Consider the following 26,931-nt stretch of genomic DNA (forward strand, 5'->3'; position numbering starts at 1 on the left):
TGAGGCCGTCAAGGCCCCAACCGGAATGACCGATGCGTCAATTGCCTGCGCGTTCCCTTTCCCGAAAATTCGTTGCGCTCACCGGATTGCTGCTGCTGTCCGCCCCGCTCGCGCGCGCCGCCGAAGACGATGCGCCCAAGGGGCCGGCGGTCACGGTGCTGAAGGTCGCAAAATCCTGCTTCTCCGACATCGTCGAGGCCACCGGCACGATCATCGCGCGCGAGGAGACGTCAGTACGGCCCGAGCGTCCCGGCCTGAAGGTGACGGAGGTGCTGGCGGAAGCCGGCGACACCACGACGGCCGGACAGGTGCTGGCGCGGCTGGCGCTGCCCGAAGGCGGCACGCTTCAGGTCACGGCGCCGGTGGCAGGCGTGATCGCGACCTCGACCGCGCAGATCGGCAACCTCGCCTCGGCCAAGGGCGAGGCGCTGTTCACGATCGTTGCGCGCAGCGAATATGATCTCGTCGGCCTGGTCGCGACCACCGATATCCGCAAGCTCGCGATCGCCCAGCCGGCGACCGTGCGCATTGCCGGCGCCGGCGATCTCGACGGCAAGGTGCGCCGCATCGGCCCGACCGTCGAGCCGAACATCCAGCAAGGCATAGTCTATATCGGCATCTCCTCGCAGAAGCGGCTGCTGCTGAATGCGAGCGGGCGCGCGCTGATCAAGACCGGCCAGAGCTGCAACGTCGCGGTGCCGCTCACCGCCGTGCAATATTCATCCGCCGGCACCGTGGTGCAGGTGATCCGCCGCAATCGCGTCGAGACCAAGCGCGTCGAGGTCGGATTGATGTCGGGCGGCAATATCGAGGTTCGCGACGGGCTCAACGAAGGCGACGTCGTCGTCGCCCGCGCCGGCGCGCTGCTGCGCGAAGGCGATCCCGTGCGCCCGGCGATGGCCGCGGAAGCGGCGAAGTAACGGACGGTCTCGTAGGGTGGGCAAAGCGAAGCGTGCCCACGTCTTCTATCGAAGTTCTGGAAAGATGGTGGGCACGGCGCTTTGCGCCTTTGCCCACCCTACGGGAGCTGTGAAGAAACTAGCCGCCGGCCTGGTCGAAATGCACGTCTTCGAGCAGCGATGACGACACGCTCGGGACCTGGTCGCCTTCGCTAGCGCGGGAGATGGCGACGCGGGTCTTGTTGAAGACGCTCTCGGCGCTGCCCTGCGCATTGATGTTGCCGATGAGCTCGCTGACCAGCACGCTATGTTCGCCCTTGCCGTCGTCGACGACCTTGCCGGGCGAGGCCGAGGACAGGATCAGCGCATTGTCGGGCGTGCCGATCGGCGCGAGGCCGTGGCTGTAGGAACGGAAGCGGCGCTCGTAAGGGTTACGGCGGGACGCATCGACGACGACGAGCTTGGCCTTGGCGCCCTGCTCTTTCATCATGTTGAGCACGCCCTCGATGGAGATGCCCTGGCGGCGGACGTCGCTTTCCTTCCAGATCGCGGCATCGACCGGCAACATGTAGCTCTCGCGGCCGGCCTGCACGCCGTAGCCGCCGAAGAACAGCATGACGACGGTATCGCGCTTGATCCGGGACTTCAGGCGGTTGACCGCGCGGACCATGTCGTCCTTGGTCGCGTCTTCCACCATGTCGACGTCAAAGCCGCTCTTGCGCAGGGTCGAGGACAGCGCGCGGGCGTCGTTGATCGACTGCGTCAGCGGCGCGCTGGCGTCGGGATAATGTCCATTGCCGATGACGAGGGCGAGCCGCGAGGTCTGGCCGATCGAGCCAGTGACCTGGTCGGTCGTAACAGCCTTGGCGGCATCGAGCGCACGCATGTTGAGGGCAGCATGGGCACCGATCACGAGCGAGACCGTGCCGATGAGAGCTGCGGCCACCGCGATCGTACGTCGGGAAATGTCGAGCTGCGTTACATTCATCTCGCTTCATTCCTGTCAGTGCCAAAGACCAGCCAAGCGCGCGCACACAGATTGAGTAGCGCGATAGCGTCTTCAGGTTTGAGGGATTGGCCGGGGATGTGCCCCCGAACTGCGCGCAATTTGCGGCGCCGCACCAAACAAACCCTTAACCGGATATAGCCTCCCCGGCAATAGATCGCCCAAAAATTGAGCTAAGTTGCTGAATGTGTTGGTTAATCCCCCGAGCCGAAGTGGGGCATTTTTTGATCCCCAGTAGTCTTCCGGGGCTCAATCATGCAGCCTTCGTGCCGGCTTTTGCTGTGACTGCCATCACATTTGTATTTCCCGCGAATCCGGATAGCTTTTTCAAAGACTTGCAGGGGGTGGCGTGCGGACGGGTGCTTGCTCGCCGGCCCTGGGCAAGGCCCCGCGACCAGGTATTTCATGAGCTTTCATTATTTTGCCGGCGCCGCCTGCCGGGCGCTGACGGCGCGGAAAGACGGGCCCTCGCTTTACGATGTCTGCGATCCCGTTTTGTCGGGTGCGGCCGGCGGCGATCCGCATCTGTCCAAATTCTACAAGACCGCGCTCGGCAATCCCGCATTGCGGGTGCTGCTGCGACGCGCCGGCCTGCCCGAGCTGCGCGACGAGACCAGACTGAGCCGGCTGCGCGAGGCGCTGGCGCGCGCTCGCGACGAGGCCGAGCCCGACTGGGCGGCCGTTGGCCAGCCCGTGGCCGATCTCGTCGATACCATCGCGCTCGATCATCCCAAACCGCCGCCGGCCATTTTCGCCGGCGCCATGCCGCCGCAGGCGCAGATCGACGGCGTGATCCGCGACTGCGCGCAGCATCTGCTCGGCTCGTACCGCAAGAATGGTTTTCTGCCGACCTATGCCGCCTTCAACCTGATCGGCGACCCTGATTTTCGCGGCCGTGAGCTGATCATGGCGCTCACCGGGCTGAACGCACGCGGCTACAAGAACTCCTCGCTGCTGTTCAACCTCGCCCGCGTTTTCATTGCGCGCTCGCCGGCAGCCGCCGTAGTCAATCCGCCATGGCGAGGGATTGCCGAGCCGATGTGGGAGCCGATGCAGATCCGCCACCGCTCGGCCTATTACGATGCGTTCTTCATCGAGGCGCTGCTCAGCTTCGTCGAGACCGGGCTCGCCTCAACCGCGGACAAGAACGCGGCCGAGCGTGCGATCGCCGACATGGTGGATTTCTGCGTCAACACCAGCCGCGAGGAGGTCGAGGGGAGCGACGGCGCGCGCTTCAACGTCATCACAGCGCTGGCGCCAGCACCACATCCGCGCTTTTCCCGCTATTTCGCGCAGATCAAGCAGGACCTCGGCTTCGGCGTCTACGTGCCGGATTGCGACACCACGGCGTGCTCGATCTCCGCGGCGACGCAGGCCGGCTGCACCGATCCGATCCTCGACCAGCCGCTGCTGGATTTCTATTCGGGCTACCAGGTGCGCGCCGGCGTCAACGAGCCGCGCGTGACCGTGCCGATCAACGACAATATCGACTATGAGGGCGGCGTTGCGACCTGGATCGACAACCTCAGGGGCGAGCGTCCCTACGGCAACGATCTCGATCCGACGCTCAATCTCGACATTCTCGAGGTCAGCTTTCGCAACCTTACGCGCTGGAAAGTATTGGAGACGCCGGCGCGGCTCGCCACGGTGCATCGGATCATCGGCTTCCAGAAACGGCTGGCGGCCAGCGGCGCCTTCGCCAATCCGCGCTCGCACATCTATTATCTGCCGGAGCTGTACAGCGCCTATTTCGGCCGCTGCTACGTGGCCTTCCTGGCGCTGCCGCTGGCGGCACAGGCGGCGATCGATCCCGACGGCGATTTCGATTTCATCCGCCATCGCGTGCTCTCTTACGTCAAGGGCGAGCTGATGGCCGCGGAGATGAACGTGTTCGACGCGGCGCTGGCGCTGATCGCGCTCGGCCATCTCGGCGCCGACCCGCGCGCCTTCGCGCCGGCGCTGAACGTCATCGTCACCGCCTTAAGCGAAGGCGGGCGCCGCGGCCCGTTCCGGGCCTATGAGTGGAACAAGATGAAGACCCCGACGCGGATTCTGGTCGGCGGGCCCGAGGTGACGTCGGCGTTCGTGCTGATGGGGCTTGCGGTAGCGAAGCGGGCGATGGCGCGGGGGTGAGGTGGTCTCGTGCCCCGGACGCAGCGCAGCGCCTCTTCGGCGGTGCGCTGCAGAGCCGGGGCCCATGCCGCCAAGACCTGCGCTGGCGGCTTTCTGGGTCCCGGCTCAGCGGAGCGGCGTTACACGCCGCACCGCGTCCGGGACACGAGAGGTGTTCGTCCAATGACAGGAAGTTGAAAGCCCATCCGTTAGGCATAAGCTGGCCCGGAGGCCAAAAGCCGACCACAATTGCGGGCTCTATCGAGGTTTTCATCACACGCGGACCGGCATGTTGCGAAAATTCCTGATTGCGCTGTCTTTGCTTGCCATCTCTGTGCCCGGCTTGCCGTCGCTGGCCGAGGCCGCCGACATCACTGGCACGGCAAAAGTCCGCTCCGGCGATGCCGTCGTGATCGGAAACACGCGCATCCGGCTCGGCGGCATCGACGCGCCCGCGGTCGACCAGCTCTGCCTCAACACCAAGAGCGAGCGCTGGACCTGCGGCATCGCCGCCCGTGACGAGCTCGCCAAGTACACCGAAGGCAAGAGCTGGGTCTGCCATGCACGGTCGATCGACCGCCGCGGCCGCACCGTGGCGCGCTGCGACGTCGGCGGCGAGGATATCCAGAAATGGCTGGCGCGCGCCGGCTGGGCCCTGTCCTACACCCGCGTCTCGCATGACTATGAGGCCGACGAGGCTGCCGCGCGTGAGGCCAAGGCCGGCATGTGGCAGGGCGCCTTCATCGCGCCCTGGGACTGGCGCGTCCGCAACAAGAAGACGACGATATTGGGTGCCACCAAGCCGCCGGACGGGGCGCATGCGATCCTGCTCGCCTCCGCCTCGGGCCCGGTCGCGCCCTCACCCGACTGCACCATCAAGGGCAACGTCAACACCGCCGGCGAGTGCATCTATCACCAGCCGACCAGCCGCTGGTACACCCAGATCAAGATGAAGATCAGCAAGGGCACCCGCTGGTTCTGCTCGGTCGAAGAGGCGGAGGCCGCCGGGTGCCGGGAGACGAAGAGGTAGGGCATGGTCCGGACCCGAAGGGCCGCGTTAGCGCAAAGTGTGACGCGGTTTTCCGACAAGACCATGCTCAAAACATAAGGCCACCCCAGCCCTGCGTTTTGGGTGCTTTTCTTGCATGGCACCGCCGCGTAAAACTCGGATTCAGCAACCCACCATCCTGTTCTCAAGCAACAAGGACTGATAGCAATGACCGTTCGCGCGGGCCGGGAATTTCTGGCCATCCCCGGGCCCACCACGATGCCCGACGAAGTGCTGCGGGCCATGCACCGTCCGGCAATCGACATCTACTCCAAGGAGATGCACGAGCTGACCGACAGCCTGCTCGGGGACATCTCAAAACTGTTTGCGACCAAGGGTAAATCCTACATCTACATCGCCAACGGCCACGGCGCCTGGGAGGCCGCACTGAGCAACGTGTTGTCGCGTGGCGACAAGGTGCTGGTGCTCGAGAGCGGACGGTTTGCGATCGGCTGGGGTAATGCGGCAGCGCTGATGGGCGCCGAGGTCGAGGTGCTCAAGGGCGACTGGCGCCGCGCGGTGCGGCCTGATGAGGTCGAGGAGCGCCTGCGCCGCGACAAGGAGCACAAGATCAAGGTCGTCGTCGTCGTCCAGGTCGACACGGCCTCCGGCGTGCAGAACGACATCGAGGCGATCGGCAAGGCGATCAAGGCCAGCGGCCATCCCGCGCTGTACATGGTCGACACCGTCGCCTCGCTCGGCTGCATGCCGTTCGAGATGGACAAATGGGGCGTCGACGTCGCGATGTCCGGCTCGCAGAAGGGCCTGATGACGCCGCCCGGCCTCGGCTTCGTCGCCGCCAATGCGCGCGCGCGCGAGGTGCAAAAGACGGCGAATATGTCGACGCCCTATTGGAGCTGGAGCGAGCGCGAGGGCACCGAGAATTATCGCAAATATGCCGGCACTGCGCCGGTGCATCTGTTGTTCGCGCTGCGCCAGGCGATCGACATGCTGCACGAGGAAGGACTGGAGAACGCGTTCCGTCGCCACAGCCTGCTCGGCGAGGCCGCGCGCCGCGCGGTCGGCGCATGGACGGAAGGCCAGGTGCTCGGCTTCAATATCGCCGAGGCCAGCGAGCGCTCCAACACCGTGACAACCGTGACCATGAGCAACGGCCATGATCCGGCGATCCTGCAACGCTATTGCAAGGAGAAGTGCGGCGTCGTGCTCGGCACCGGCATCGGCGACCTCTCCGGACAAGCCTTCCGCATCGCTCATATGGGCCATGTCAATGCGCCGATGCTGCTGGGTACGCTCGGGGTCATCGAGATCGCCCTGAATGCGCTGAAGATCCCCCATGGCAAGGGTGGGCTGGAGGCGGCGGTCGCGTATCTCGGCGAAGAGGTGGCGGTGTAAGAAATTGCTGCTCGTGCCCCGGACGCAGCGCAGCACGGAGTGATGCGCTGCAGAGCCGGGGCCCATGTGACTGAAATGGGTCCCGGCTCTGCGGAGCGGCACTTCGCGCCGCACCGCGTCCGGGACACGAGACGAAGAATCGATCGCAGTTTTTTACCCGAAGTGAGCGAACCGACAGCCGCGATCTTGCGCGAGGCCCGCTAAGGCAGCCGCGGCACCTGATACGCCCAAACCTGCGCCTTCAACTCCTCCAATGCCCCCAGCGGCGTCTTCGGATCGACCCGGTACTCCCCGCTCGCCAGCCACTGCAACACCATGGCATCCACCACCGGCGAGTGGTGAATAACATCACCGTAATTGTTCAGATCATGCGTCACCGCCTTGATCGCGCGGAAATCATGAAGACGGACATTGGGAAGCTGCGTCAGGCGGGTCGCAATCACCGCGGTGAGATCGGTGACGATCTTCAGCGTCGCAGGTGACGCATCCCGCATCGCGACGAATTGCAGGATCGAATAAGGCGGGAAGTAGATGTCAAAGGTCACGTCCGGATGGCGCGCGATCAGGGCGACGGCATCATGCTCGAAATGCCGGACCATGGCCTCATAGCCATAGCCTTCGCCGAGAAAGCGGCTGCGCACGGGGTTGGTGATGTAGGCGAATGCAGCGAGCGTCCTCTCCGCGTTGTAGCCACGCGCGACGTCGAAATCCCGTGGCAGTGCGTAGATGTCATCGACATCGGAGAGCGCGAACTTGACGGGCAGATAAGGCGCAGCGCGGGTCAGCGGCTCTTTCAGAAGCGGGGTCGACCTCAGCAGCGCGAACAGGGATTCCTTCGCCATCGCAGCGCTGAACAGATAGGATGCGATGCCCTTCGTTGTCCTGCGGTAGAGATCGACCGGCAGAAAAGGATCGGCCTCGATGTCGGCGGCATCGACAAAGATAAAATCGTCCATCTCCCAGATCACGCGCCGGGCGCCGCGATCGATTGCCTGTTCCAGGACAAAACCCTGCTGGCGCGAATTGGAGCCGGTCATCGCCAGCTTGAGTGAATGCACACCGAGCGCGCGATCGATGTCGCTCTGGCGATAGTGGATCGCAAGCGAGGTGCCCATGAACGCGGTGTCGAACGACTGGCTGCGGATCAGCCCTGCATTCTGCACGCGCGTATCGTCCGAATAAAAGGCGAGACGCGAGGGACGAAACAGCTGCAAGGGATCGACTGCAAAAGTGAGCGCCGCCGCGCCGAGCGCGCAGACCGCGCTCGCGAGCAGAAGACGCCTCAGATGTGTGAACGGCCTGCGCATCAGAACCGGAAATAGATGAATTCGCTGTGGCTCTGGATGCCCAGAATTCCGAATGCGAGCACCAGCGATGCGCCGTAGAGAAACAGCGGCCGCATACGCCCTGCCCGCAAGTTTTCGCCGACCCTACGATTGGCATGATCGTAGCCCATGATCGCTTGCGTGTTTGGCGCGAGCCACACCAGCGCGGCATAGATCGAGACCTGCACCAGCGCCGCGATTTCTTCGCGGCCGGAGACGATGGTCGAGAGATCAGTCATGGCGGTGAGGATCCGCATGGCCCAATCGACCCGTTCTGCCCGGAAGAACACCCAGGCGACGACGACGGCGAGGAAAGTCAGCACGGCGCCGGCGATGCGGACCGGGCGTGCAAGCGGCGTCGGGATGGTCGGCACCAGCGCATTGAAAGCATGGTTGACGCAGAGATAGGCCCCGTGCAGCGCGCCCCAAACGACAAAAGTCCAGGCCGCGCCGTGCCAGAGCCCGCCGAGCAGCATCGTGATCAGCAGGTTGACGTAGCGCAGCACGCGGCCGTGGCGGTTGCCGCCGAGCGGGATGTAGAGATAGTCGCGCAAAAATTGCGACAAGGTCATGTGCCAGCGGCGCCAGAACTCGACGATGCTGGTGGCCTTGTAGGGCGAGTTGAAATTGACGGGCAGGAAGATGCCGAACATCAGCGAGATTCCGATCGCCATGTCGGAATAGCCGGAGAAGTCGAAATAGAGCTGGAACGTGTAGGCGAGCGCGCCGAGCCAGGCTTGGTCGAAGCTCGGGAAGCGCGCATCGAAGGCGAGCGCGACCAGCGGCTGGATGCCGTCGGCAAGGCAAGTCTTCTTGAACAGGCCGATGGCGAAGATGATGACACCGCACAGGATCAGATGCGCGTCCGGATGTTTCGACTCCTCCCGCTCGAATTGCGGGATCATGTCCTTGTGGTGGAGGATCGGCCCAGCGATCAGATGCGGAAAATAAGTCACGAACAGCGCGTAATGCGGCAAGGCGTAACGCGCGACCTGGCCACGATACGCATCGACCAGGAACGCGATCTGGGTGAATGTGTAGAAGGAAATACCAACCGGCAGCAGGATGTGGACCGCGACATGCGTACCGAGCAGCGCGTTGAGATTGTCGGCGGCGAAGCCGGCATATTTGAAGATGCCGAGCACGAGGAGATCGCCGGCGACGCCAATGGCGAGCGCCGCCTTTCGTTGCGACGGGCCGAGCTTCGCCACGATCAGGAGATGGCCGACGCCATAGTTGAACGCGATCGACAGCAGCAGCAGGGCCACGAACTGCCAGTTGCCGATCGCATAGAAGGCGAGCGAGGCCAGCGCCAGCCAGATCACCGGCGTCAGATTGCTGCGCCGCCCCAGCCAGAAATAGCCGGCCAGCACCACGGGGAGGAACAGCAGGATGAGCGGGTAGGAATTGAACAGCATCAGGCTGGACCGGCGGCGGGGATGTGGTCCCTAAAGCATACAAGCGGGGGATCAACAACCCGGCGACTTGGCCCAGTCCCGCTGGCAATTCATGGAATCAGGACGATATAAGGCGAGACGCATCTTCTCCCTCTCCCCGCTTGCGGGGAGAGGGTCGGGGTGAGGGGGAGTCTCCGCAAGGTCGGCGAGACTTGGACTCGCGGAAAGCCCCCCTCACCCGAATTCGATCTGCGATCGAATTCGACCTCTCCCCGCACGCGGGGAGAGGTGAAGAGAGAGCGCGCATACGAGATGATGAGGATCGAGTGACCCAGGCCAAAACACCTTCCCAGCCCCCCGTCGCCCCGCGCCGGCCGCATTCCTTCACCCACCACGGCATCACCGTGACCGACGACTATGCCTGGCTGAAGGATGAGAAATGGCAGGAGGTGCTGCGCGATCCCGCGGTGCTCGATCCCGACATCCGCAAATATCTGGATGAAGAGAACGGTTACACCGACAGCCTGCTCGGCCATACCTCGCCTCTTCAGAAAATTCTGGTGCGCGAGATGCGCGGGCGGATCAAGGAGGACGATTCCAGCGTGCCGTCGCCGGACGGGCCGTTCGCCTATTTCCGCAGGTTTCGCGAGGGCGGGCAACATGAATTATTCGGCCGGATGCCGCGCGACGGCGGCGAGGGCCACATCGTGCTTGACGGCGACGCGCTCGCCAAAGACCACAAATATTTCAAATTCGGCGGCAGCCGGCACTCGAACGATCACAAGCTGCAGGCCTGGAGCGCCGACACCAAGGGCTCGGAGTATTTTACGATCCGCGTCCGCGACTGGGCGACGGCTAAGGATTTTGACGATCTCGTCGAGGAGACCGACGGCGGCGTGGTCTGGAGCGCGGATGCAAAATCCTTCTTCTATGTGAAGCTCGACGACAACCATCGCCCGATGCAGGTGTGGCGGCACAAGCTCGGCACCAAACAAGCCGACGACACGCTGGTCTACGAGGAGCAGGATTCCGGCTGGTTCACCCATCTGCATGAGAGCACCAGCGGCCGCTTCTGCGTGATTGCCGGTGGCGATCACGAGACCTCGGAGCAGCGGCTGATCGATCTCGCCAACCCCGAGGCACCCCCGCGCCTCGTCGCAGCGCGCGAGGAGGGCGTGCAATATTCGCTGGCCGACCGCGGCGACGAGCTGTTCATCCTCACCAATGCCGACGACGCCATCGACTTCAAGATCGTCACGGCGCCGCTTAGCCAGCCCGAGCGCAAGAACTGGCGCGATCTGATCCCGTATCGCCCGGGCATCTACGTCATCGACCTCGATCTCTATTCCGGCCATCTGGTGCGGCTGGAGCGGGCCAATGCGCTGCCGTCGATCGTGATCCGCGATCTCACGAGCAAGGAGGAGCACGCCATCGCCTTCGACGAGGCCGCCTATTCGCTGGACACGATGGGCTCCTACGAATTCGACACGACGAATTTGCGCTTCGCCTATTCGTCGATGACGACGCCGTCGGAAGTCTATGACTACGACATGGTCAAGCGGACGCGCAACCTTCGCAAGCGCCAGGAGATCCCGTCCGGCCACGATGCGGCCGACTATGTCACCACGCGCATCATGGCAAAGGCGCAGGATGGCGCCGAAGTCCCGGTGTCGATCCTCTATCGCCGCGGGCTCGAGCTCGACGGCTCGGCGCCGCTGCTGCTCTACGGTTACGGCTCCTACGGCATGGCGATGCCGGCCTCGTTCAGCGCCAACCGCCTGTCGCTGGTCGACCGCGGCTTTGTTTACGCCATCGCCCATATCCGTGGCGGCGCCGACAAGGGCTGGGGCTGGTATCTCGACGGCAAGCGCGAGAAGAAGACGAACTCGTTCGACGACTTTGCCGCCAGCGCGCGTGCGCTGATCGATGCAAAATACACGAGTGCACAACGCATCGTCGGCCATGGCGGCTCGGCGGGCGGCATGCTGATGGGCGCGGTCGCCAACCGCGCCGGCGAGCTGTTCGCCGGCATCGTCGCTGAAGTGCCGTTCGTTGACGTGCTCAACACCATGCTCGACGACACGCTGCCGCTGACGCCGCCGGAATGGCCGGAATGGGGCAACCCGATCGAGAGCGAAAAGGATTTTCGCACGATCCTCTCGTACTCGCCCTACGACAATGTCGCCGCAAAGGACTATCCGGCGATTTTGGCGATGGGCGGATTGACCGATCCGCGCGTCACCTATTGGGAGCCCGCCAAATGGATCGCACGCCTGCGCGCGACCATGAGCGGCGGCGGCCCGGTCCTGCTCCGCACCAACATGGGTGCCGGCCATGGCGGCGCATCGGGCCGCTTCAACCGGCTCGATGAAGTCGCGATCGTGTACGCGTTCGCGCTGTGGGCGGCTGGGATGGCGGACAAGGCGGAAGTGTAACCTCCCCCTCTCCCCGTTCTTACGGGGAGAGGGTTGGGGTGAGTGGCTCTATCCACGCAAACAGTGAGAGCCGGACTCGCGGAGAGCCCCCCTCACCCGCATCGCATCTCCGATGCGATGCGGCCTCTCCCCGCAAGCGGGGAGAGGCGAAGGACGCCATCGCTTCGTGACTCACACCGCTCCATGCGCCTCCACATAGAGCGCATAGACCGAGTGGCTGCTGGCCATATAAAGCCGGTTGTTCTTCGGGCCACCGAAGCAGAGATTGGCGCAACGCTCCGGCAGCTTGATGAAGGCAAGCGGCTTGCCGTCCGGGTTGAACACCATCACGCCATCGAGGTCCTCGGATTTGCCCTTGAGCTGAAACACCTTGCGCCCGCCGATGTCGGTCGGCTCGGATTGCAGCGCGCCGTTGGAGCCCCAGCCGCACCAGAGGTTGCCGTCGCGGTCGACGCGAAAACCGTCGAGCGAGGCCTGGTCGGCGGCGTCGATCAGTTTCGTCTTGCCGCTCAGGGCACCATCGTCGCCGACATTGTAGCTCCAGATGCTGCGGTTGGGCGTGCCCTTCCACTCCACGATGTAGAGCTTCTTCTCGTCCGGCGAGAAGGCGAGACCGTTCGGATTGACGAGGTCGGTGAGGACCGCGCTGATCTTGCCGTCCTTGGCGATGCGATAGACGTTGGTGGTGGCCTGCTCCGCCTTGTCCTTCTTGCCCTCCCACTCGCCGTTGATGCCGAATAGCGGATCGGTGAACCAGATGCTGTCGTCCGATTTCACCACGATATCGTTCGGCGAATTCAGCCGCTTGCCCTCGAACTTGTCGGCGAGCACGGTGATCTTGCCGTCTTTCTCCGTACGCGTGATGCGGCGGGTCACCGAGTGCTCGCAGCTGACGAGGCGGCCCTGGCGGTCGCGCGCATTGCCATTGGCGTAATTCGCATTGGCGCGGAACACGCTGGTCTGGCCGGTCTTCTCGTCGAACTTCATGATCCGGTTGTTGGGAATGTCGGAGAACAGGAGATAGCCGCCTTCCGGGAAATAGGCCGGGCCTTCGGCCCAGCGCATGCCGGACGCGACCTGCTCGACCGTCGAGGAATAGAGCCGGTATTTTCCAAAGCTCGGATCGAGGGTCTGGACGGCCGGATCGGGGTAACGCTGGTTGGGCGTGAACGGAAACGACTGGGCGCCGGCGGCGCGGGCGAGAAGCGTGGAAGCCGCCGCCGCGCCAGCGCCGGCCATGAGATTGCGTCGCGTGAAATTCATGAAATCCTCCGTGGGTGATGCAAGGCCGGCGCTTGCTGCGCCGGCTCGTTCTCTTGTCGTGTCGGTTGCGAGCGGCCTTAGCGGCCGTTCGCCTTCCGCCACGCCGCGAAGTCCGTGAGCGTCTGCGGATCGGTCGCGGGATAGAGGCCAAAGATGCCGCGGCCCTTGTTGACTTCCTCGGTGACGAAATCCTCGAACGCGGTCATCTCAAACGTTTCGTTGGCGATCTCGTCGGCGAGATGCGCGGGGATCACGATGACGCCGTCACTGTCACCGAGGATGATATCGCCGGGGAACACCGGCGCATCGCCGCAGCCGATGGGAACATTGATCTCGATGGCATGGTGCAGCGTCAGATTGGTCGGCGCTGATGGGCGATGGTGATAGGCGGGGATGCCGAGCTTGGCGATCTCGGCGGAATCGCGAAAACCGCCGTCGGTGACGACGCCGGCGACACCGCGCTTCATCAAGCGCGTGACCAGGATCGCACCGGCCGAGGCCGCGCGGGCGTCCTTGCGGCTGTCCATCACCAGGACGCTACCTGCCGGGCAATCCTCGACCGCCTTGCGCTGCGGATGGGAACGGTCCTTGAATACTTCGATGCTGTTGAGGTCCTCACGCGCCGGCATGTAGCGCAGCGTGAAGGCCTCGCCGACCATGGTCGGCTGGTCGGCACCGAGAGGATGCACATCCTGGATCATCTGGATGCGCAGGCCGCGCTTGAACAACGCGGTGGCGACGGTGGCGGTGGAGACGGATTTGAGCTTGGTGCGAGTGGCTTCGCTGAGTTTTGTCATGTCGTGCTTTCTAGTAAATCGAGGGTTCGCCGATCGGCGCGCCGAAGTCGGTCTCGAGGAAGTCGAAGTCGCAACCGTCATTGGCCTGCTTGATGTGCTTTGTGAACATCCAGCCATAGCCGCGCTCGAAGCGGCGCTCGGGCTGCTTCCAGGCGGCGCGGCGTTTCTCCAACTCGGCCTCGCTCACATCGAGATTGATGGTGCGTGCCGCAACGTCGAGGGTGATGCGATCGCCGTTCCGCACCAGCGCCAGCGGGCCGCCGATGTAGGATTCGGGCGAGACGTGCAAAATGCAGGCGCCGTAGCTGGTGCCGCTCATGCGCGCGTCCGAGAGGCGCACCATGTCCCGCACGCCCTGCTTCACGAGCTTGGTCGGGATCGGCAGCATGCCCCATTCCGGCATGCCCGGCCCGCCCTGCGGCCCGGCATTGCGCAGAATGAGGATGTGGTCCTCGGTCACGTCGAGATCGGGATCGTCGACCGCCTTCTTCATCGCGGGATAATCGTCGAACACCAGCGCGGGTCCCGTGTGCTTGAGGAAGCGCGGCGCACAGGCGGAGGGCTTGATGACGCAGCCGTCGGGCGCGAGATTGCCCTTGAGCACGGCGAGCGCGCCCTCCTTGTAGATGGGATTGTCGACCGAGCGGATCACGTCGTCATTGTGCACTTCGGCGCCCGCGATATCTTCGCCGAGCGTCTTGCCGGTGACGGTGATGCAGTCGAGATGCAGATGTTGCTTGATCTGGCCCATCAGCGCCGGCAGGCCGCCGGCATAGAAGAAGTCCTCCATCAGATAGGCATCGCCGCTCGGCCGGACGTTGGCGATCACGGGCACCTTGCGGCTCGCGATCTCGAAATCATCGAGGCCGATGTCCTGGCCGGCGCGGCGGGCCTGCGCGATCAGATGGATGATCGCGTTGGTCGAGCAGCCCATCGCCATCGCGACCGCAATCGCATTCTCAAATGCCTTGCGGGTCTGGATCGTCTTCGGCGTCAAATCCTCCCACACCATCTCGACGATGCGGCGGCCGCATTCGCTGGCCATGCGGATGTGGTTGGCATCAGCGGCGGGAATCGAGGAAGCGCCCGGCAGCGTCATGCCGATCGCTTCGGCAATCGCGGTCATGGTCGACGCCGTGCCCATGGTCATGCAGGTGCCGTAGCTCCGCGCAATGCCGGCTTCGATATCGAGCCAGTCCTTGTCGGAAATCTTTCCGGCGCGACGCTCGTCCCAATATTTCCAGCCATCCGAGCCGGAGCCCAGCGTCTTGCCCTTCCAGTTGCCGCGGAGCATCGGCCCCGCCGGCAGATAGATCGCCGGAATGTTCATCGAGGTCGCGCCGAGCAGCAGCGCAGGCGTAGTCTTGTCGCAGCCGCCCATCAGCACCACGCCGTCGACGGGATGGCTCCGCAAGAGCTCCTCGGCGTCCATCGCCAGCAGATTGCGATAGAGCATGGTGGTCGGCTTGAGCAGCGATTCCGACAGCGACAGCGCCGGCAATTCCACCGGCAGGCCGCCCGCCATCAGGATGCCGCGCTTGACGTCGTCGACCCGCGACTTGAAGTGCATGTGGCAGGGCTGCGCGTCCGACCAGGTGTTGAGGATCGCGATGATCGGGCGGTCCTTCCACTCCTCCGGGGCGTAGCCCATCTGCATGGTACGGGAGCGGTGGCCGAACGAGCGGAGATCGTCGGGCGCGAACCAGCGCGCGCTGCGGAGCTGGTCGGGCGTGATTTTTTTCTTGGTCATGATTGGGTGCCCCATTTCTGGACGGTGTTCCGCTCGATGGCGCGGAAAATCAGGTTCTCGACAAAAAGCCCGATGATAATCACCGTCAAGAGGCCCGCAAACACTGCGGGTATGTCGAGGAGGTTGCGGTTCTCGAAGATGAACCAGCCGAGCCCGCCCTGGCCTGAGGACACGCCGAACACCAGCTCGGCCGCGATCAGGGTGCGCCATGCAAAGGCCCAGCCGATCTTCAGGCCGGTGAGGATCGAGCCGAACGCGGCCGGGATCAGGATCTTCGCCACATAGGGCAGCCCGCGCAGGCCGTAATTGCGGCCAACCATGCGCAGCGTGTTGGATACGCTCTTGAAGCCGGAATGGGTGTTGAGCGCGACCGGCCACAGCACCGAATGGATCAGCACGAAGACGAGGCTGCCATTGCCGAGGCCGAACCAGATCAGCGCCAGAGGCAACAGCGCAATCGCCGGCAACGGGTTGAACATCGCCGTCACGGTTTCAAGAAAGTCGGTGCCGATGCGGGTGGAGATCGCGAGCACAGTAAAGATCGCCGCGAGCACGATACCGGCCGAATAGCCCATGAACAGGACTTTCAGTGAGGCCCAGGCCCGCATCGGGATCGTGCCGTCCTTCACACGATCGTACATGGTGGCGATGGTGTCGTGCAGCGTCGGAAACAGCAGCGGATTGTCGAGGATGACGCCGTAGGCTTCCCAGATTGCGGCCAGGAACAGGATGATGACGGCCTTGCGGACAAACCCGTCGTTCCACAGCAGCTCAAGCACGCTCAGCTTTCGCTCGATCTCACTTGCGCCGGTGGTAGCGACCGGCGCGTCACGCAGCAGAATTCTTGCTTCGCCCATCGGAAGCTCCCTCAATGCGCTGTGGCTTCGCCGGCGAACAGGAGATCGTGGATCTCCTTTTCCAGCCGGCCGGCACTGCCGTCGTCGTTCGAGACCTTGTCGACATCGACCACCTCGGCCTTGACCCGGCCGGGATGCGGCGACAGCAGCAGGATGCGGTTGCCGATGCGGATCGCTTCCGCGATCGAATGGGTCACGAACAGCACGGTGAATTTGGTTTCGCTCCAGAGCTGGAGCAGCTCGTCCTGACAGGTCCGGCGCGTCAGCGCGTCGAGCGCCGCGAACGGCTCGTCCATCAGCAGGATATCAGGCTCCATCGCCATGCCGCGCGCGATGGCGACGCGCTGCTTCATGCCGCCGGACAGCGTGTGCGGATAGGCATCGACCACGCGGGTGAGGCCGACCTTCTCGATATAGGCCCGCGCCCGTGCCTCGGCGTCCTTGCGCGACAGTTTTCGCGCGGTCAGCAGCGGGAACATCACGTTGGCGAGCACGCTCTTCCAGGGCAGCAGCTGGTCGAATTCCTGGAAGATCATCATGCGGTCGGCGCCGGGGCCGTGGATCTCGCGATCGCCAATGGTCATGCGGCCTTCGCTCGGGCTCATGTAGCCGCCGACAGCCTTGAGCAGGGTCGACTTGCCGCAGCCGGAGGGACCGAGCAGAACGAAGCGGTCGGACTTGTCGACCGTAAAACTCACCCTTTCGGTGGCGGTGACGACGGCGCTGGAGGTCTTGTAACGCAGCGTCACCCCGTTGACGTCGAGCAGCGCCATCAGTTGCCCTTCAGGTCGTGCGCGACGGGGAGATAGTAATCCGTCCACGCCTTGGGCTGCATCTTCAGCGTGCCGGTCTTGAACAGATGGGCGGCGAATTTCATCGTGCCCTGCGGCTCGAGATTCCATTCCATCATGCCGGGCTCTTTCAGGAGATCGAGCAGTTCCTCCACCGAGGTCTTGTCGCCGGTGATCTCCTTGTAGATCTCGACCGCCTGTTTGGTGTCGCTGCGGATCAGGTCCTGCGCTTCCTTTGTGGCGTCACGCACGGCCTGGATGATCTTGGGATTGGCGTCGGCGAATTTCGTCGTGGTGAAGAATTGCGCCTGGCTCAGCGGGCCGCCCATCACATCAGGCGAATTCAGCACGACATGTGCGCCCGGCACATTCTTCAATTCCAGGAACGTGAAGGGCGGGATCGAGAAATGGTTGTGCACCTCGTGCTTGGGATTGGCGAGCGCCGCATAGGCATCGGGATGGCCGAGCTGCACGGTGTTGACATCGAGCTTCGCCCATTGATCGGCCCCGAAGGCCTCGGAAGCCGCGATCTGAAGGACAATCGCCTGGGTCGAGATCTTCACCGTCGGCACCGCGATCTTGTCGCTGGGGCCAAAATCCCTGATCGACTTGATGTTGGGATCCCTGCTGATCAGCGTCATCGGCTGCGCCGAGGTCGCGACGATGCCCTTCACGCCGCCGCGGGTACGATCCCACAGCAGCAGCAGATTGCCCGTGCCGGTGTTGAGAATATCGACGCCGCCCGCAAGCAGCGCATCGGTCTGCGCCCCGCCGCCGGAGAAGGTGATCCATTTGGTGGTGACGCCTGATACACCGAGAGCTGCCGCGTGCTTCTCGATCAGCTTCTGCTTCTCCATGATGTGGCTCGGCATGTAGAAGATGCCGGGCTGGCGTGACAGCGAGATCTCGGATTTCTGCTGCGCATGCGCCGCGGACACCGAGAGAGCGGTTGCCGCGATCAGGGCGGCCGAAAGTTGGCTGCGAAGATGCTTGATCATTGTTGTGTGTTTCCTCCGGCCATCGTCGAGCTGCGTTGACCCTGCTGATGCACTAATATATTAGTACATCAAAGGCAAGCCCGCGGGACCCGACATGGAAGCAGCCCACATCACGCCGCGACCGCCCGCAAAAGCCGCTTCAAGGCTCGATCGCGCCCGCCAGGCCGCGCCGCAGGTATTCGAGCGGCTACGCAACGCGATCATCGCGCTGGAGCTGCCGCCGGGCGCGCCGCTGTCACGCGCCGAGCTCGCCGGCCAGTTCGGAATCAGCTCGACTCCGGTGCGCGATGCGCTGATGCGGCTCGAGGAAGAGGGCCTGGTCGACGTCTTTCCGCAGCACGCGACCGTGGTCAGCAGGATCGACATCGGGCGCGCCGAGCAGGCGCATTTCCTGCGTCAGGCGCTGGAGCTGGAGATCGTGCGCCTGCTCGCGGAACGGCATGATGAACCCCTGATCATCCGCCTCGATCACGCCATTGCGCTGCAACAACAATCTGCCAAGGCCGGTGACTTCGAGGCGTTCATGGCCGGCGACAACGATTTTCACGCGCAGCTGTATACCGCCGCCGGAAAGCAGGATCTGTGGGCGCTCGTTCGCAGCCGCAGCGGACATATCGACCGGCTGCGCCGGCTGCATTTGCCCTCGCCCGGCAAGGCCCAGAACATCATCCGCCATCACAAGCTGATCACGCGCGCGATCGAGGCCGGGGACGCCGATGCTGCGCAACAGCATCTGCGCACGCACCTATCGGGGACGTTGAGCGAGCTCGACAAGATCCGCAGCCACCATCCCGAATACTTGACCGACTAGATGCGAGGACGACCGGGCAATGCGCCCGGAAATTATGTGCACGCAGGCATGCATATGAACGACATCGTCGGAGGCGCGCGATGTGGACGCCGCATCGGCCGCGAAGTGCTTGCAGGATGGGCACAATCCGCGCAACAATTTCGCATTTGAAGCTTTGATTTGGGTCGCAGGGAACGTTCCTGCCGGACCCGGAGGTTTTTGATGTGGCCAACATCCTGATCGTGGATGACGACCCGGCCGTGCAGATCACAATCCGGCTGCTGCTGGAGAGAGCGGGCCATCACGTCACCGTTGCCGGCGATGGCCGCAGGGGACTTGCGCTATTCGAAGCAAGCCAGTTCGACTTGCTGTTTCTCGACATCTTCATGCCCGGCATGGACGGCTTGGAGACGATGCGCCACATCCGGGCGTTGCAGCAGGCGATTCCGATCATCGTCGTTTCCGGCCGCTCGATCACGCCGGACGCTTATGCCGAGCCGGACTTTTTGAAGATGGCGACCAAGCTCGGCGCGGTAGCAAGCCTGCAGAAGCCGTTCCGGCCCGATGCATTGCTTGCGGCAGTCGATAGCTGCCTGACATCGGCACAACCGTCACAGCAGCCCAATGCCGGCTCCGGCTGCCGATGACCGAAACATCCATGTTGCAGTGTAGCGGAACATTCGGGACCATTCTCGACGCGGCGCGAAGGCCGACATGACCCTTGCAACCCGGCTGGCCATCGCAATGATCCTGCTGGTCGCGGTGACCGTGGCCGCGGTCGGTTGGCTGGGCTATCGCAACATCACGCAAGCCGTCATTCCGCGGGTCCTGGAGCGGGTCGAAGCCCAGTCACGCCTGCTGGCGACCAATCTTGAATCCTACGTTGCCGGCGTTCGCGGCGATCTGATCGGCTATCGCTCCGCCGCGGCAATCAACGGTCTGATCCGCGCTCACGTCGGCGGAGGAACTGATGCTCTCGACGGCGTGTCGGAGCAAACCTGGCGCGAGCGCATCGCGACGCGGCTCGCGGCCGAGATCGAGGCCAAACCCAGCTACGGGCAATTTCGAATCATCGGTCTTGACGACGACCAGCGCGAACTGGTCCGCGTCGATCGCTCCGGCCCGAACGGGGCAGCACGGATCATCCCCAACAGCGAACTGGAGCGCAAGGGCGAGCGAACCTATTTTCAAAAGACGATCCGACTGGCGCCGGGCGAGATTTACGTGTCACCCATCGATCTTGCGACCCACCAGGGGGGGACCACGGACCTGCACGCTCCCACTCTGCGGGTGGCGACGCCGCTGTTCACCCCGGACGGCAAGCCTTTCGGTATCATCATCGCCAACATCGACATGCGTCCGGCACTCGACCGCATCCGCTCGTCGACGAACTCAGGAGGAGAGATTTACCTCGTGAATTCGCACGGCGACTATCTGGTCCATCCCGATCGCGCGCGAGAATTCGGCTCACTGCATGGTCAGCCCGCCAACTGGCGCAGCGATTTTCCGTTTTTTTCCGGCTTGGCCGGCACGTCGGTCCTATCCACGCACCTCATGACCGATCGATCGGGCCGGCCCAGCGGTGCGGCGATCGCACCGACACTGCTTGCGGGCGAGGAATGGGTCGCAATCATCGTGATCGTTCCCCCGTCCGTCTTCGGCCGCGTGCCGGCCGCCATTCAAAAGACGTCCTTGCTCGTCGGCGTGCTTGCCGTCCTCGCCGCGGCTGCACTCGCGGTGCTCCTGGCGCGCTCCCTGACGCGCCCGATCGGGCGGCTGACCGCGGCGGTGGAGGCGATCGGCAGCGGACGGCCAGCTGACATCCCCGTCGATGCAAGCGGCGAGACGGGCGTGCTGGCGCGGGCTTTTGCCCAGATGGTCGAGGAGACGCGGGCGAAAACGGCCGCCCTCGAGCGCGAGGTCCGGGAGCATCGCCGCACCGAGGCCGCACGAAGCCACCATGCGGCGCGCGAGCGCTTGTTCAGCTCCGCCGTCGAATCATCCGACGACGCAATCGTGATGCAGTCGCTCGATGCCATCATTACGGGCTGGAATCCCGCCGCTGAGCGCCTCTATGGCTATCCGGCGAACGAGGCGATCGGAAAATCGACCTCGATCATTGTCCCGCCCGACCGCCGCGAGCAGGGCAAGGACTATTTGGCGCGGATCGCCCGGGGCGAGCCGATCGAACGGTTCGAGACGGTGCGCCTGCGCAAGGACGGCACGCCGGTCGAAATCTCGCTCAGCCTCTCGCCGATCAGGGGGCCCTCGGGCGAGGTCATCGGCGTCTCCGGGAGCGCGAGCAGCCTCACCGAGGCGCGGCGCGCCGAGCGGGCGCTCCAGCAGCAGATCGAGGAGCGGCGGCAACTTTTCGACACCTCGCAGGACCTGATCATGATCATGGATTCGCGAGGCCATATCGTGCAGATCAGCCCGAGCTGCGAGGCCATTCTCGGCTACCCGCGGGACGAGATGATCGGCCGCAGCGGCGTCGATTTCATCCACCCCGCGCATCTCGATCAATCGCGCGAGGAGATGCGCGCGCTCCGGCGCGGCGAGAGTCCGAAGCTCGCCGACACCCGCTGCTTCCACAAGGACGGGCGCGAGGTCTGGCTATCCTGGCTCGGAAATTGGTCCGACCAGGCCAACCGCTTCTTCTTCGTCGGGCGCGACATGACCGAGGCCAGGCTGGCGGAAGAATCCTTGCGCGAAAGCGAGCTGCTCGCGCGCAATATCGTCGAGACCGCACTCGACGCCTTCGTCCAGACCGACGAGCACAGCACGATCCTGGCATGGAGCTCACGCGCCGAGGAGCTGTTCGGATGGCGGCGCGACGAAGCGCTGGGCAAGAACTCGGTCGAACTCACCATCGCCCCGAGCGAGCGCGAACGGGTCAAGGCCGGCCTCGCGCGCTTTCTCGATTCCGCAGACGGTCAGACGCTCAATCGGCGCCGCGAGCTGATGGTCTGCCGCCGCGACGGCAAGGAGTTCAAGGCCGAGCTGAGCGTCACGGCACTGAGACGCCGCGAGGGTATTCTGTTCAACGTGTTCTACCGCGACCTCACCGACAAGATCGCGTCCGAGGAGCGCATCCGCCACGCCGAGAAGATGGAGGCAGTCGGCCAGCTCACCGGCGGCGTGGCGCACGATTTCAACAACATCCTCACGGTCATCACGGGAACCATCGAGATCCTGGCCGACGCGGTCGCCAGGGAGCCGGAGCTCGTGGCGATCACCAAGATGATCGACGAGGCCGCCGGGCGCGGCGCCGAGCTGACCCAGCACCTGCTCGCATTCGCGCGCAAACAGCCGCTCCAGCCGCGCGAGATCGACATCAACTCGCTGATCGTCGACACCGTAAAGCTGCTGCGGCCGACATTGGGCGAGCAGATCCAGATCGAATCGGTGTTCGAGGACGAGAACTGCGTTGCGATCGTCGATCCCAACCAGCTCACCACCGCTATCCTCAACCTCGCGCTCAATGCCCGCGACGCCATGCCCAGCGGCGGCAAGCTGATCGTGGAGACGGGCGCCGCCTATCTCGACGAAATCTATGCCAGCGCCAACGACGTTCCGCCCGGCCATTACGTGCTGATCGCCGTGAGCGATACCGGCACCGGCATTCCCGCCAACATGCTGGCCAGGGTGTTCGACCCCTTCTTCACCTCGAAGGGACCGGGCAAGGGCACCGGGCTCGGGCTCTCGATGGTCTACGGCTTCATCAAGCAGTCCACCGGACACATCAAGATCTACAGCGAGGAAGGTCACGGCACCACGATCAAGATGTATCTGCCGCCCGGCAAGACCGCGACGACGGTCAGCGAGGGCGTCACGCCGGCGCAGATCGAAGGCGGCCACGAGACGATCCTGGTGGTCGAGGACGACCGCCTGGTGCGCGAGTATGTGCTGGCGCAGCTGCATTCGCTCGGCTACGTCACCTTGCAGGCTGCGAACGCCGCGGAGGCGATCGCAATCGTCGCCACCGGAAAGCCGTTCGACCTGTTGTTCACCGACGTCATCATGCCCGGCAAGATGAACGGACGGCAGCTCGCCGACGCGCTGATGAAGACGCGCCCCGATCTCAGGGTGGTCTATACGTCGGGCTATACCGAGAACGCGATCATCCATCACGGCCGGCTGGATTCAGGCGTGCTGCTGCTGGCGAAGCCGTATCGGAAGTCGGATCTGGCGCGGATCATCCGCAAGGCGCTGCAGGCATAGCATGCCGTCTCGTGTCCCGGACAAGGCGCAGCGTGCAACGCTGCGGCGCAGAGCCGGGATCCAGAACTTCTTGCGATTGTCTGGAGAGATGGGCCCCGGCTCAGCAGCGCATCATTGCATGATGCGCTGCGTCCGGGGCACGAGAGAGAATGGCCAGTCGCCTTACGACGCCCGCTGGGCCGCGGTCATCACGATCCGGATCAGGTCGGCGGCATTGCGTGCGCCGAGCTTCTTCATGATGTTGGCGCGGTGATCCTCGATGGTACGCGGGCTGATGCCGAGGGTGCGGCCGGCTTCCTTGTTGGAGGCACCGGCGGCGAATTGCTCGAGCACCTCGCGCTCACGCCGCGTCAACGGCTCGCGTCCGGGGAAATGCAGCGAGCCGAATTTCGGCGAGGCGTTCTCCGACTGCCTGCGTGCATAGGCGCCGATCGCCTCGTCCAGCCGGCCGACGATCTCGCTGCCGCGGAACGGCTTCTCGATGAAATCGAGCGCGCCGCTCTTGATGGCGCCCACCGCCATCGCGATGTCGCCTTGCCCGGAGATCATGAAGATCGGCGCCGGATAATCCTCGCCATGCAGTTCGTTCAGAATGTCGAGGCCCGACTTTCCGGGAATGTGCACGTCGAGCAGGACCGCAGCCGGTGTACGGCTTCGCGCGACCGACAGCAGCGCTGCGCCGTCCGCGAAACAGATCACCTCATAGCCCGCCGCTTTCAACACCATCGACAGGGTGTCGCGAACGGCGGGGTCGTCATCGACTACGAAGATTTCACCGCGAGAGCTTTGCTCGGCCATGTGCCACATCCAGTTGGCATTACGGACTCGCGTCCGCGCAAACCGTTATGGCGTTCGGCGCGGATTCGGCCCACCCGTATTTGTACGGGACATGGACTTAACGCACAAGTAGCGACGAGGTGCCTTATTGCGGAGGACGGAGAATATCCATGTTAAATTACGCCGGCATACCCCCGCTCGCGGCGATGGCTGAATCGGACAGCCGTCAGTTGATCGCGGCTGAACTTCGCTCTCTGATCGCGCGCATCGATATCAGTATGCGTCTGATCGACGCGGCGATGAAACCGGAAGAGATCGAGCCTGCATGCGGTAGCGCTACCGCGGGTTCCATCGAGATTTTCGTGCTCGACGACGTCACGCCGCGTTATGCCTCGGCGAGCGCCGCCCTCAATGTCTGCCGGGCGGAGCTCGGCCACGCCCTGCATCGACTGTCGGAATCTGGCAACGCAGCGTAGGCTGCAATCAGCGCAGCCGATCGGCTGCGGCCGATTGCATGGCAGCTCCGCGCGTCAGGTGCGGTGCCGCTCCACGATCGCGTCGGTGGCGACACCGCCCCAGGTGTGGATCGCCGGCAGCCCCATCGCGGTCTTGCCGAGGTTGGCGAGGCTGATGCGCAGGGCCGCCAGATCGAGCGGCTTCGGCAGGCTCTGGAGCTCGATCCCGACCGAGCGGGCGAAGCTGCGGGCGGCGCTGCGGCGCTTGCCGTCCATGCCGCTGATGACGATCACGGCGCCGGCGAATTTCGCCGCCGCCATCTCACGCAACACGTCGATGCCGTCGCCATCCTCCAGCACCAGATCGAGCGTCACGCAGTCGAAGCGCGCGGCGCGGAGCTGGTCGATGGCTTCCGCCACCGACGGCGCCACGGTGACCTCGTGGCCGGCCTGCCTGGCGGCGACCGTGATCAGGCTGCGCTGCGTAGCATCGTCGTCGACCACCAGAAGCTGAAGCGCACGCCGCTCGGCGACGTCGGGCAGGTTTGACGGGATGGGGGAGAGGGGGCTTCTGGGCATTACCGTATCCTGAGATTGAGACCGGCAATGGATACACGGGCCGCGCTTAGGCGACGTAAAACCGCTACGGCAAATTGGTTCAGATGTTTCAGAAAATATAAAGCAACGTGGCGGAAAGCGCGGGCTGCGCCACGCGGCGATCAGGCCGCTTCGTCACGGCCGCCGGCCGCGCCGCGCTTCTTCCTGTTCTTGCCGCGCAGGAACTGGATGTCCATCTCGGCGCCGTTGACGCGCACCAGCTCACAGCGGCGGTAGGCAAGGCCAGTGGACGAGAGCAGCAGGAAGAACTCCTTCAGGTTCAATCCCTGGATCGAGCCTTCCACCGTGAGGATGGCGTCGGTGTCGGAGATGGCGTTGAGCTTGCAGTCGCGACGCCAGGTGCCGTCGATGGCCATGATGCAGACATCATAGCCGCGACTGAACGTGACGCGCTCCGCGCCCTTGCCATCTTCGGCCATGTCTATCGCCCTGCCATCACCGCCACGCGCGGCGGCACGCCGGCAAGAGCCGGCTTGGCTGCGGCCGCACGCGGGTCGTTCGGCTTGTAGAGGCCGCGACGCTCCGGAATCGGCTTGAACGTGTCGGTCAATCCGACCACGGTTTCGGCGGCACCCAGCACCAGGAAGCCGTCGGGCTCGATCTGACGCGCCAGGCGGTTGAAGATGTTGATCTTGGTGTCCTGGTCGAAATAGATCAGCACGTTGCGGCAGAAGATCACGTCGAACGTGCCGAGCGAGGCGAAATCGTGCAGCAAATTGAGCTGCCGGTGCTGGATCATCGCCCGCAATTCGGGATTGACCTGCCAGGTCTCGCCAGTCTGCTTGAAATATTTCATCAGCATCTGGATCGGCAGGCCGCGCTGCACTTCGAACTGGCTGTAGATGCCGGCCTTGGCCTTCTCCAGCACCTCTTGCGACAGGTCGGTCGCGATGATCTCGACACGCCAGCCGGTGAGAGCCGCGCCCATCTCCTTCAGGCTCATCGCCAGCGAATAGGGCTCCTGCCCGGTCGAGCCGGCGGCGCACCAGATCCGCACGCTGCGGCGGCCGGCCCGCGCCTTGATGACCTCAGGCATGATGTGGTCGCGGAAATGATCGAACGGGACCTTGTCGCGGAAGAAGAAGGTCTCGTTCGTGGTCATGGCTTCGATCACGTTGGTGATCAGCTCGCGCGAGCCGCCCTGAAGCTTCTGCACGAGCTCGCCGATGCCGGAAATCCCGGCCTTGCGGGCCAGCGGCAGCAGGCGGCTTTCGATCAGATATTGCTTGTCTGCGGACAGGTCGAGCCCGGAATTGTCCTTCAGGAACTTGCGCAGATACTCGTACTCGGTCGGGGTCACGGATAGCCTCTCGGAAGCTGTAGTGGGAACACTCTGGCCAACGCACGCAGGCCAGACACACTCAGACCATGGCTTGTCCGACCGGGAGCAAGCCAACTTCAGCGAATTTGTCGGCGATAATGTCTTTGTCGAAGGGCTTCATGATGTACTCGTTGGCGCCGCCACTGAGCGCCTGAGCGATATGAGCCACGTTGTTCTCGGTGGTGCAGAACACCACTTTCGGCTGTTCGCCGCCGGGCAGGCGACGCATGTGTCCCATGAACTCGAAGCCGTCCATGACCGGCATATTCCAGTCGAGCAGCACCGCATCGGGGAGCTGATGCTGGCAGATCTCGAGCGCCTTGGAGCCGTCCTCGGCCTCGGTGACTTGGAATTCCAGGCCTTCCAGGATCCGGCGCGCGATCTTTCGCACGACGCTGGAATCATCGACCACCAAACAGGTCTTCATTTTGGTTCTCCGGCTTCGATGTTTCGTTGGCTCACGCGGCCATCTGCACTTCGGTCTTGAGCTCGAGGACGCGATCGACGTCGAGGACGACCATGAGCTGGCCGTCGAGACGGTGGACACCGCCGGCGAGTTTCGCCATGCGAGGGTCGAGGTTGACGGGGTTCTCTTCCATGCCGTCGTCGGGAAGCCGCAACACCTCGCCGATCTGGTCGATCAGCAGGCCATAGGATTCGCCGCGGAAGTCGACGCCGACCGCCATCGGGGTCTTGCCGTCCTCGGGCTTGGGCA

Annotated in this window: 24 protein-coding genes; 9 read left to right on the plus strand and 15 right to left on the minus strand. The window is 64.0% G+C overall.

Going from position 1 to position 26,931, the window contains the following annotated elements; genetic code table 11:
- Window positions 1-32: 32 nt before the first annotated feature.
- A complete protein-coding gene (locus IVB29_RS15805; protein WP_247504276.1) occupies window positions 33-920 on the plus strand; it encodes an HlyD family efflux transporter periplasmic adaptor subunit in 888 nt (295 codons plus the stop codon).
- Window positions 921-1,038: 118 nt separating this feature from the next.
- Here the strand turns inward: IVB29_RS15805 and IVB29_RS15810 are convergent, their stop codons facing one another.
- A complete protein-coding gene (locus tag IVB29_RS15810; protein WP_247504277.1) occupies window positions 1,039-1,887 on the minus strand; it encodes a caspase family protein in 849 nt (282 codons plus the stop codon).
- Window positions 1,888-2,310: 423 nt separating this feature from the next.
- On the opposite strand from IVB29_RS15810, the gene IVB29_RS15815 reads away from it, so the two are divergent.
- The 3 genes from IVB29_RS15815 (at window position 2,311) to IVB29_RS15825 (ending at window position 6,421) form a co-directional block, all read left to right on the plus strand.
- Complete coding sequence (locus IVB29_RS15815) at window positions 2,311-4,038, plus strand: hypothetical protein (protein ID WP_247504278.1); 1,728 nt, start codon at window positions 2,311-2,313, stop codon at window positions 4,036-4,038.
- Between the two features lie 268 nt (window positions 4,039-4,306).
- Entirely contained in the window at window positions 4,307-5,047 is a 741-nt protein-coding gene (locus tag IVB29_RS15820) for a thermonuclease family protein (protein WP_247504279.1), read from the plus strand.
- Between the two features lie 186 nt (window positions 5,048-5,233).
- Entirely contained in the window at window positions 5,234-6,421 is a 1,188-nt protein-coding gene (locus tag IVB29_RS15825; protein WP_247504280.1) for an aminotransferase class V-fold PLP-dependent enzyme, read from the plus strand.
- Window positions 6,422-6,621: 200 nt separating this feature from the next.
- Here IVB29_RS15825 and IVB29_RS15830 read toward each other — a convergent pair whose 3' ends face one another.
- Both IVB29_RS15830 and IVB29_RS15835 read right to left on the minus strand, forming a co-directional pair.
- A complete protein-coding gene (locus tag IVB29_RS15830; protein WP_247504281.1) occupies window positions 6,622-7,728 on the minus strand; it encodes a hypothetical protein in 1,107 nt (368 codons plus the stop codon).
- Window positions 7,728-9,164 (minus strand): MBOAT family protein, encoded by a 1,437-nt coding sequence (locus IVB29_RS15835; RefSeq protein ID WP_247504282.1) that lies wholly within the window; start codon window positions 9,162-9,164, stop codon window positions 7,728-7,730. Before IVB29_RS15835 ends, IVB29_RS15830 begins: the two co-directional genes overlap by 1 nt.
- Window positions 9,165-9,469: 305 nt before the next feature.
- On the opposite strand from IVB29_RS15835, the gene IVB29_RS15840 reads away from it, so the two are divergent.
- Complete coding sequence (locus tag IVB29_RS15840) at window positions 9,470-11,578, plus strand: S9 family peptidase (RefSeq protein ID WP_247504283.1); 2,109 nt, start codon at window positions 9,470-9,472, stop codon at window positions 11,576-11,578.
- 171 nt (window positions 11,579-11,749) lie between these two features.
- On the opposite strand, the gene IVB29_RS15845 is transcribed toward IVB29_RS15840, so the two are convergent.
- The 6 genes from IVB29_RS15845 to IVB29_RS15870 all read right to left on the minus strand — a co-directional run bounded on the left by IVB29_RS15845 (window position 11,750) and on the right by IVB29_RS15870 (window position 18,034).
- Entirely contained in the window at window positions 11,750-12,841 is a 1,092-nt protein-coding gene (locus tag IVB29_RS15845) for an SMP-30/gluconolactonase/LRE family protein (RefSeq protein WP_247504284.1), read from the minus strand.
- A gap of 77 nt (window positions 12,842-12,918) precedes the next feature.
- Window positions 12,919-13,638: a ribonuclease activity regulator RraA gene (locus tag IVB29_RS15850; RefSeq protein ID WP_247504285.1), complete on the minus strand. Its 720-nt coding sequence runs from the start codon at window positions 13,636-13,638 to the stop codon at window positions 12,919-12,921.
- Window positions 13,639-13,648: 10 nt separating this feature from the next.
- Complete coding sequence (gene araD, locus IVB29_RS15855) at window positions 13,649-15,388, minus strand: L-arabinonate dehydratase (protein WP_247504286.1); 1,740 nt, start codon at window positions 15,386-15,388, stop codon at window positions 13,649-13,651.
- Entirely contained in the window at window positions 15,385-16,245 is an 861-nt protein-coding gene (locus IVB29_RS15860; protein ID WP_247504287.1) for an ABC transporter permease, read from the minus strand. The genes araD and IVB29_RS15860 overlap by 4 nt, the downstream gene beginning before the upstream one ends.
- Before the next feature lie 11 nt (window positions 16,246-16,256).
- A complete protein-coding gene (locus tag IVB29_RS15865; RefSeq protein ID WP_247504288.1) occupies window positions 16,257-17,018 on the minus strand; it encodes an ABC transporter ATP-binding protein in 762 nt (253 codons plus the stop codon).
- Window positions 17,018-18,034 carry an ABC transporter substrate-binding protein gene (locus IVB29_RS15870; protein ID WP_247504289.1) on the minus strand — a complete coding sequence of 339 codons (1,017 nt, stop codon included), beginning with the start codon at window positions 18,032-18,034 and terminating at the stop codon, window positions 17,018-17,020. The genes IVB29_RS15865 and IVB29_RS15870 overlap by 1 nt, the downstream gene beginning before the upstream one ends.
- A 94-nt stretch (window positions 18,035-18,128) precedes the next feature.
- On the opposite strand from IVB29_RS15870, the gene IVB29_RS15875 reads away from it, so the two are divergent.
- The 3 genes from IVB29_RS15875 (at window position 18,129) to IVB29_RS15885 (ending at window position 23,045) form a co-directional block, all read left to right on the plus strand.
- On the plus strand, window positions 18,129-18,845 hold the full coding sequence (locus IVB29_RS15875; RefSeq protein ID WP_247504290.1) for a GntR family transcriptional regulator: 717 nt from the start codon (window positions 18,129-18,131) through the stop codon (window positions 18,843-18,845).
- 203 nt (window positions 18,846-19,048) lie between these two features.
- Window positions 19,049-19,471 carry a response regulator gene (locus IVB29_RS15880; RefSeq protein ID WP_247504291.1) on the plus strand — a complete coding sequence of 141 codons (423 nt, stop codon included), beginning with the start codon at window positions 19,049-19,051 and terminating at the stop codon, window positions 19,469-19,471.
- 67 nt (window positions 19,472-19,538) lie between these two features.
- Window positions 19,539-23,045 carry a PAS domain S-box protein gene (locus IVB29_RS15885; protein WP_247504292.1) on the plus strand — a complete coding sequence of 1,169 codons (3,507 nt, stop codon included), beginning with the start codon at window positions 19,539-19,541 and terminating at the stop codon, window positions 23,043-23,045.
- Between the two features lie 162 nt (window positions 23,046-23,207).
- Here the strand turns inward: IVB29_RS15885 and IVB29_RS15890 are convergent, their stop codons facing one another.
- Window positions 23,208-23,843, minus strand: a complete 636-nt coding sequence (locus IVB29_RS15890) for a response regulator (RefSeq protein WP_247504293.1) — start codon at window positions 23,841-23,843, stop codon at window positions 23,208-23,210.
- Between the two features lie 149 nt (window positions 23,844-23,992).
- Here IVB29_RS15890 and IVB29_RS15895 point away from each other — a divergent pair, with 149 nt between their 5' ends.
- Window positions 23,993-24,298: a hypothetical protein gene (locus IVB29_RS15895; protein WP_247504294.1), complete on the plus strand. Its 306-nt coding sequence runs from the start codon at window positions 23,993-23,995 to the stop codon at window positions 24,296-24,298.
- Window positions 24,299-24,352: 54 nt separating this feature from the next.
- Here IVB29_RS15895 and IVB29_RS15900 read toward each other — a convergent pair whose 3' ends face one another.
- From IVB29_RS15900 to IVB29_RS15920, 5 genes are all read right to left on the minus strand, one after another.
- Window positions 24,353-24,856: a response regulator gene (locus IVB29_RS15900; RefSeq protein WP_247504295.1), complete on the minus strand. Its 504-nt coding sequence runs from the start codon at window positions 24,854-24,856 to the stop codon at window positions 24,353-24,355.
- A gap of 140 nt (window positions 24,857-24,996) precedes the next feature.
- Window positions 24,997-25,314: a hypothetical protein gene (locus IVB29_RS15905; RefSeq protein WP_008565131.1), complete on the minus strand. Its 318-nt coding sequence runs from the start codon at window positions 25,312-25,314 to the stop codon at window positions 24,997-24,999.
- Between the two features lie 2 nt (window positions 25,315-25,316).
- Window positions 25,317-26,195, minus strand: coding sequence for a protein-glutamate O-methyltransferase CheR (locus IVB29_RS15910; RefSeq protein ID WP_247504296.1), 879 nt, complete (start codon window positions 26,193-26,195; stop codon window positions 25,317-25,319).
- A gap of 61 nt (window positions 26,196-26,256) precedes the next feature.
- Window positions 26,257-26,643 carry a response regulator gene (locus tag IVB29_RS15915; RefSeq protein WP_247504297.1) on the minus strand — a complete coding sequence of 129 codons (387 nt, stop codon included), beginning with the start codon at window positions 26,641-26,643 and terminating at the stop codon, window positions 26,257-26,259.
- Between the two features lie 31 nt (window positions 26,644-26,674).
- Window positions 26,675-26,931: chemotaxis protein CheW (locus IVB29_RS15920; protein WP_247504298.1), on the minus strand; the 257-nt coding region annotated here is incomplete at its 5' end.

The sequence above is a fragment of the Bradyrhizobium sp. 1 genome, assembly GCF_023073315.1.
Lineage (GTDB): Bacteria > Pseudomonadota > Alphaproteobacteria > Rhizobiales > Xanthobacteraceae > Bradyrhizobium.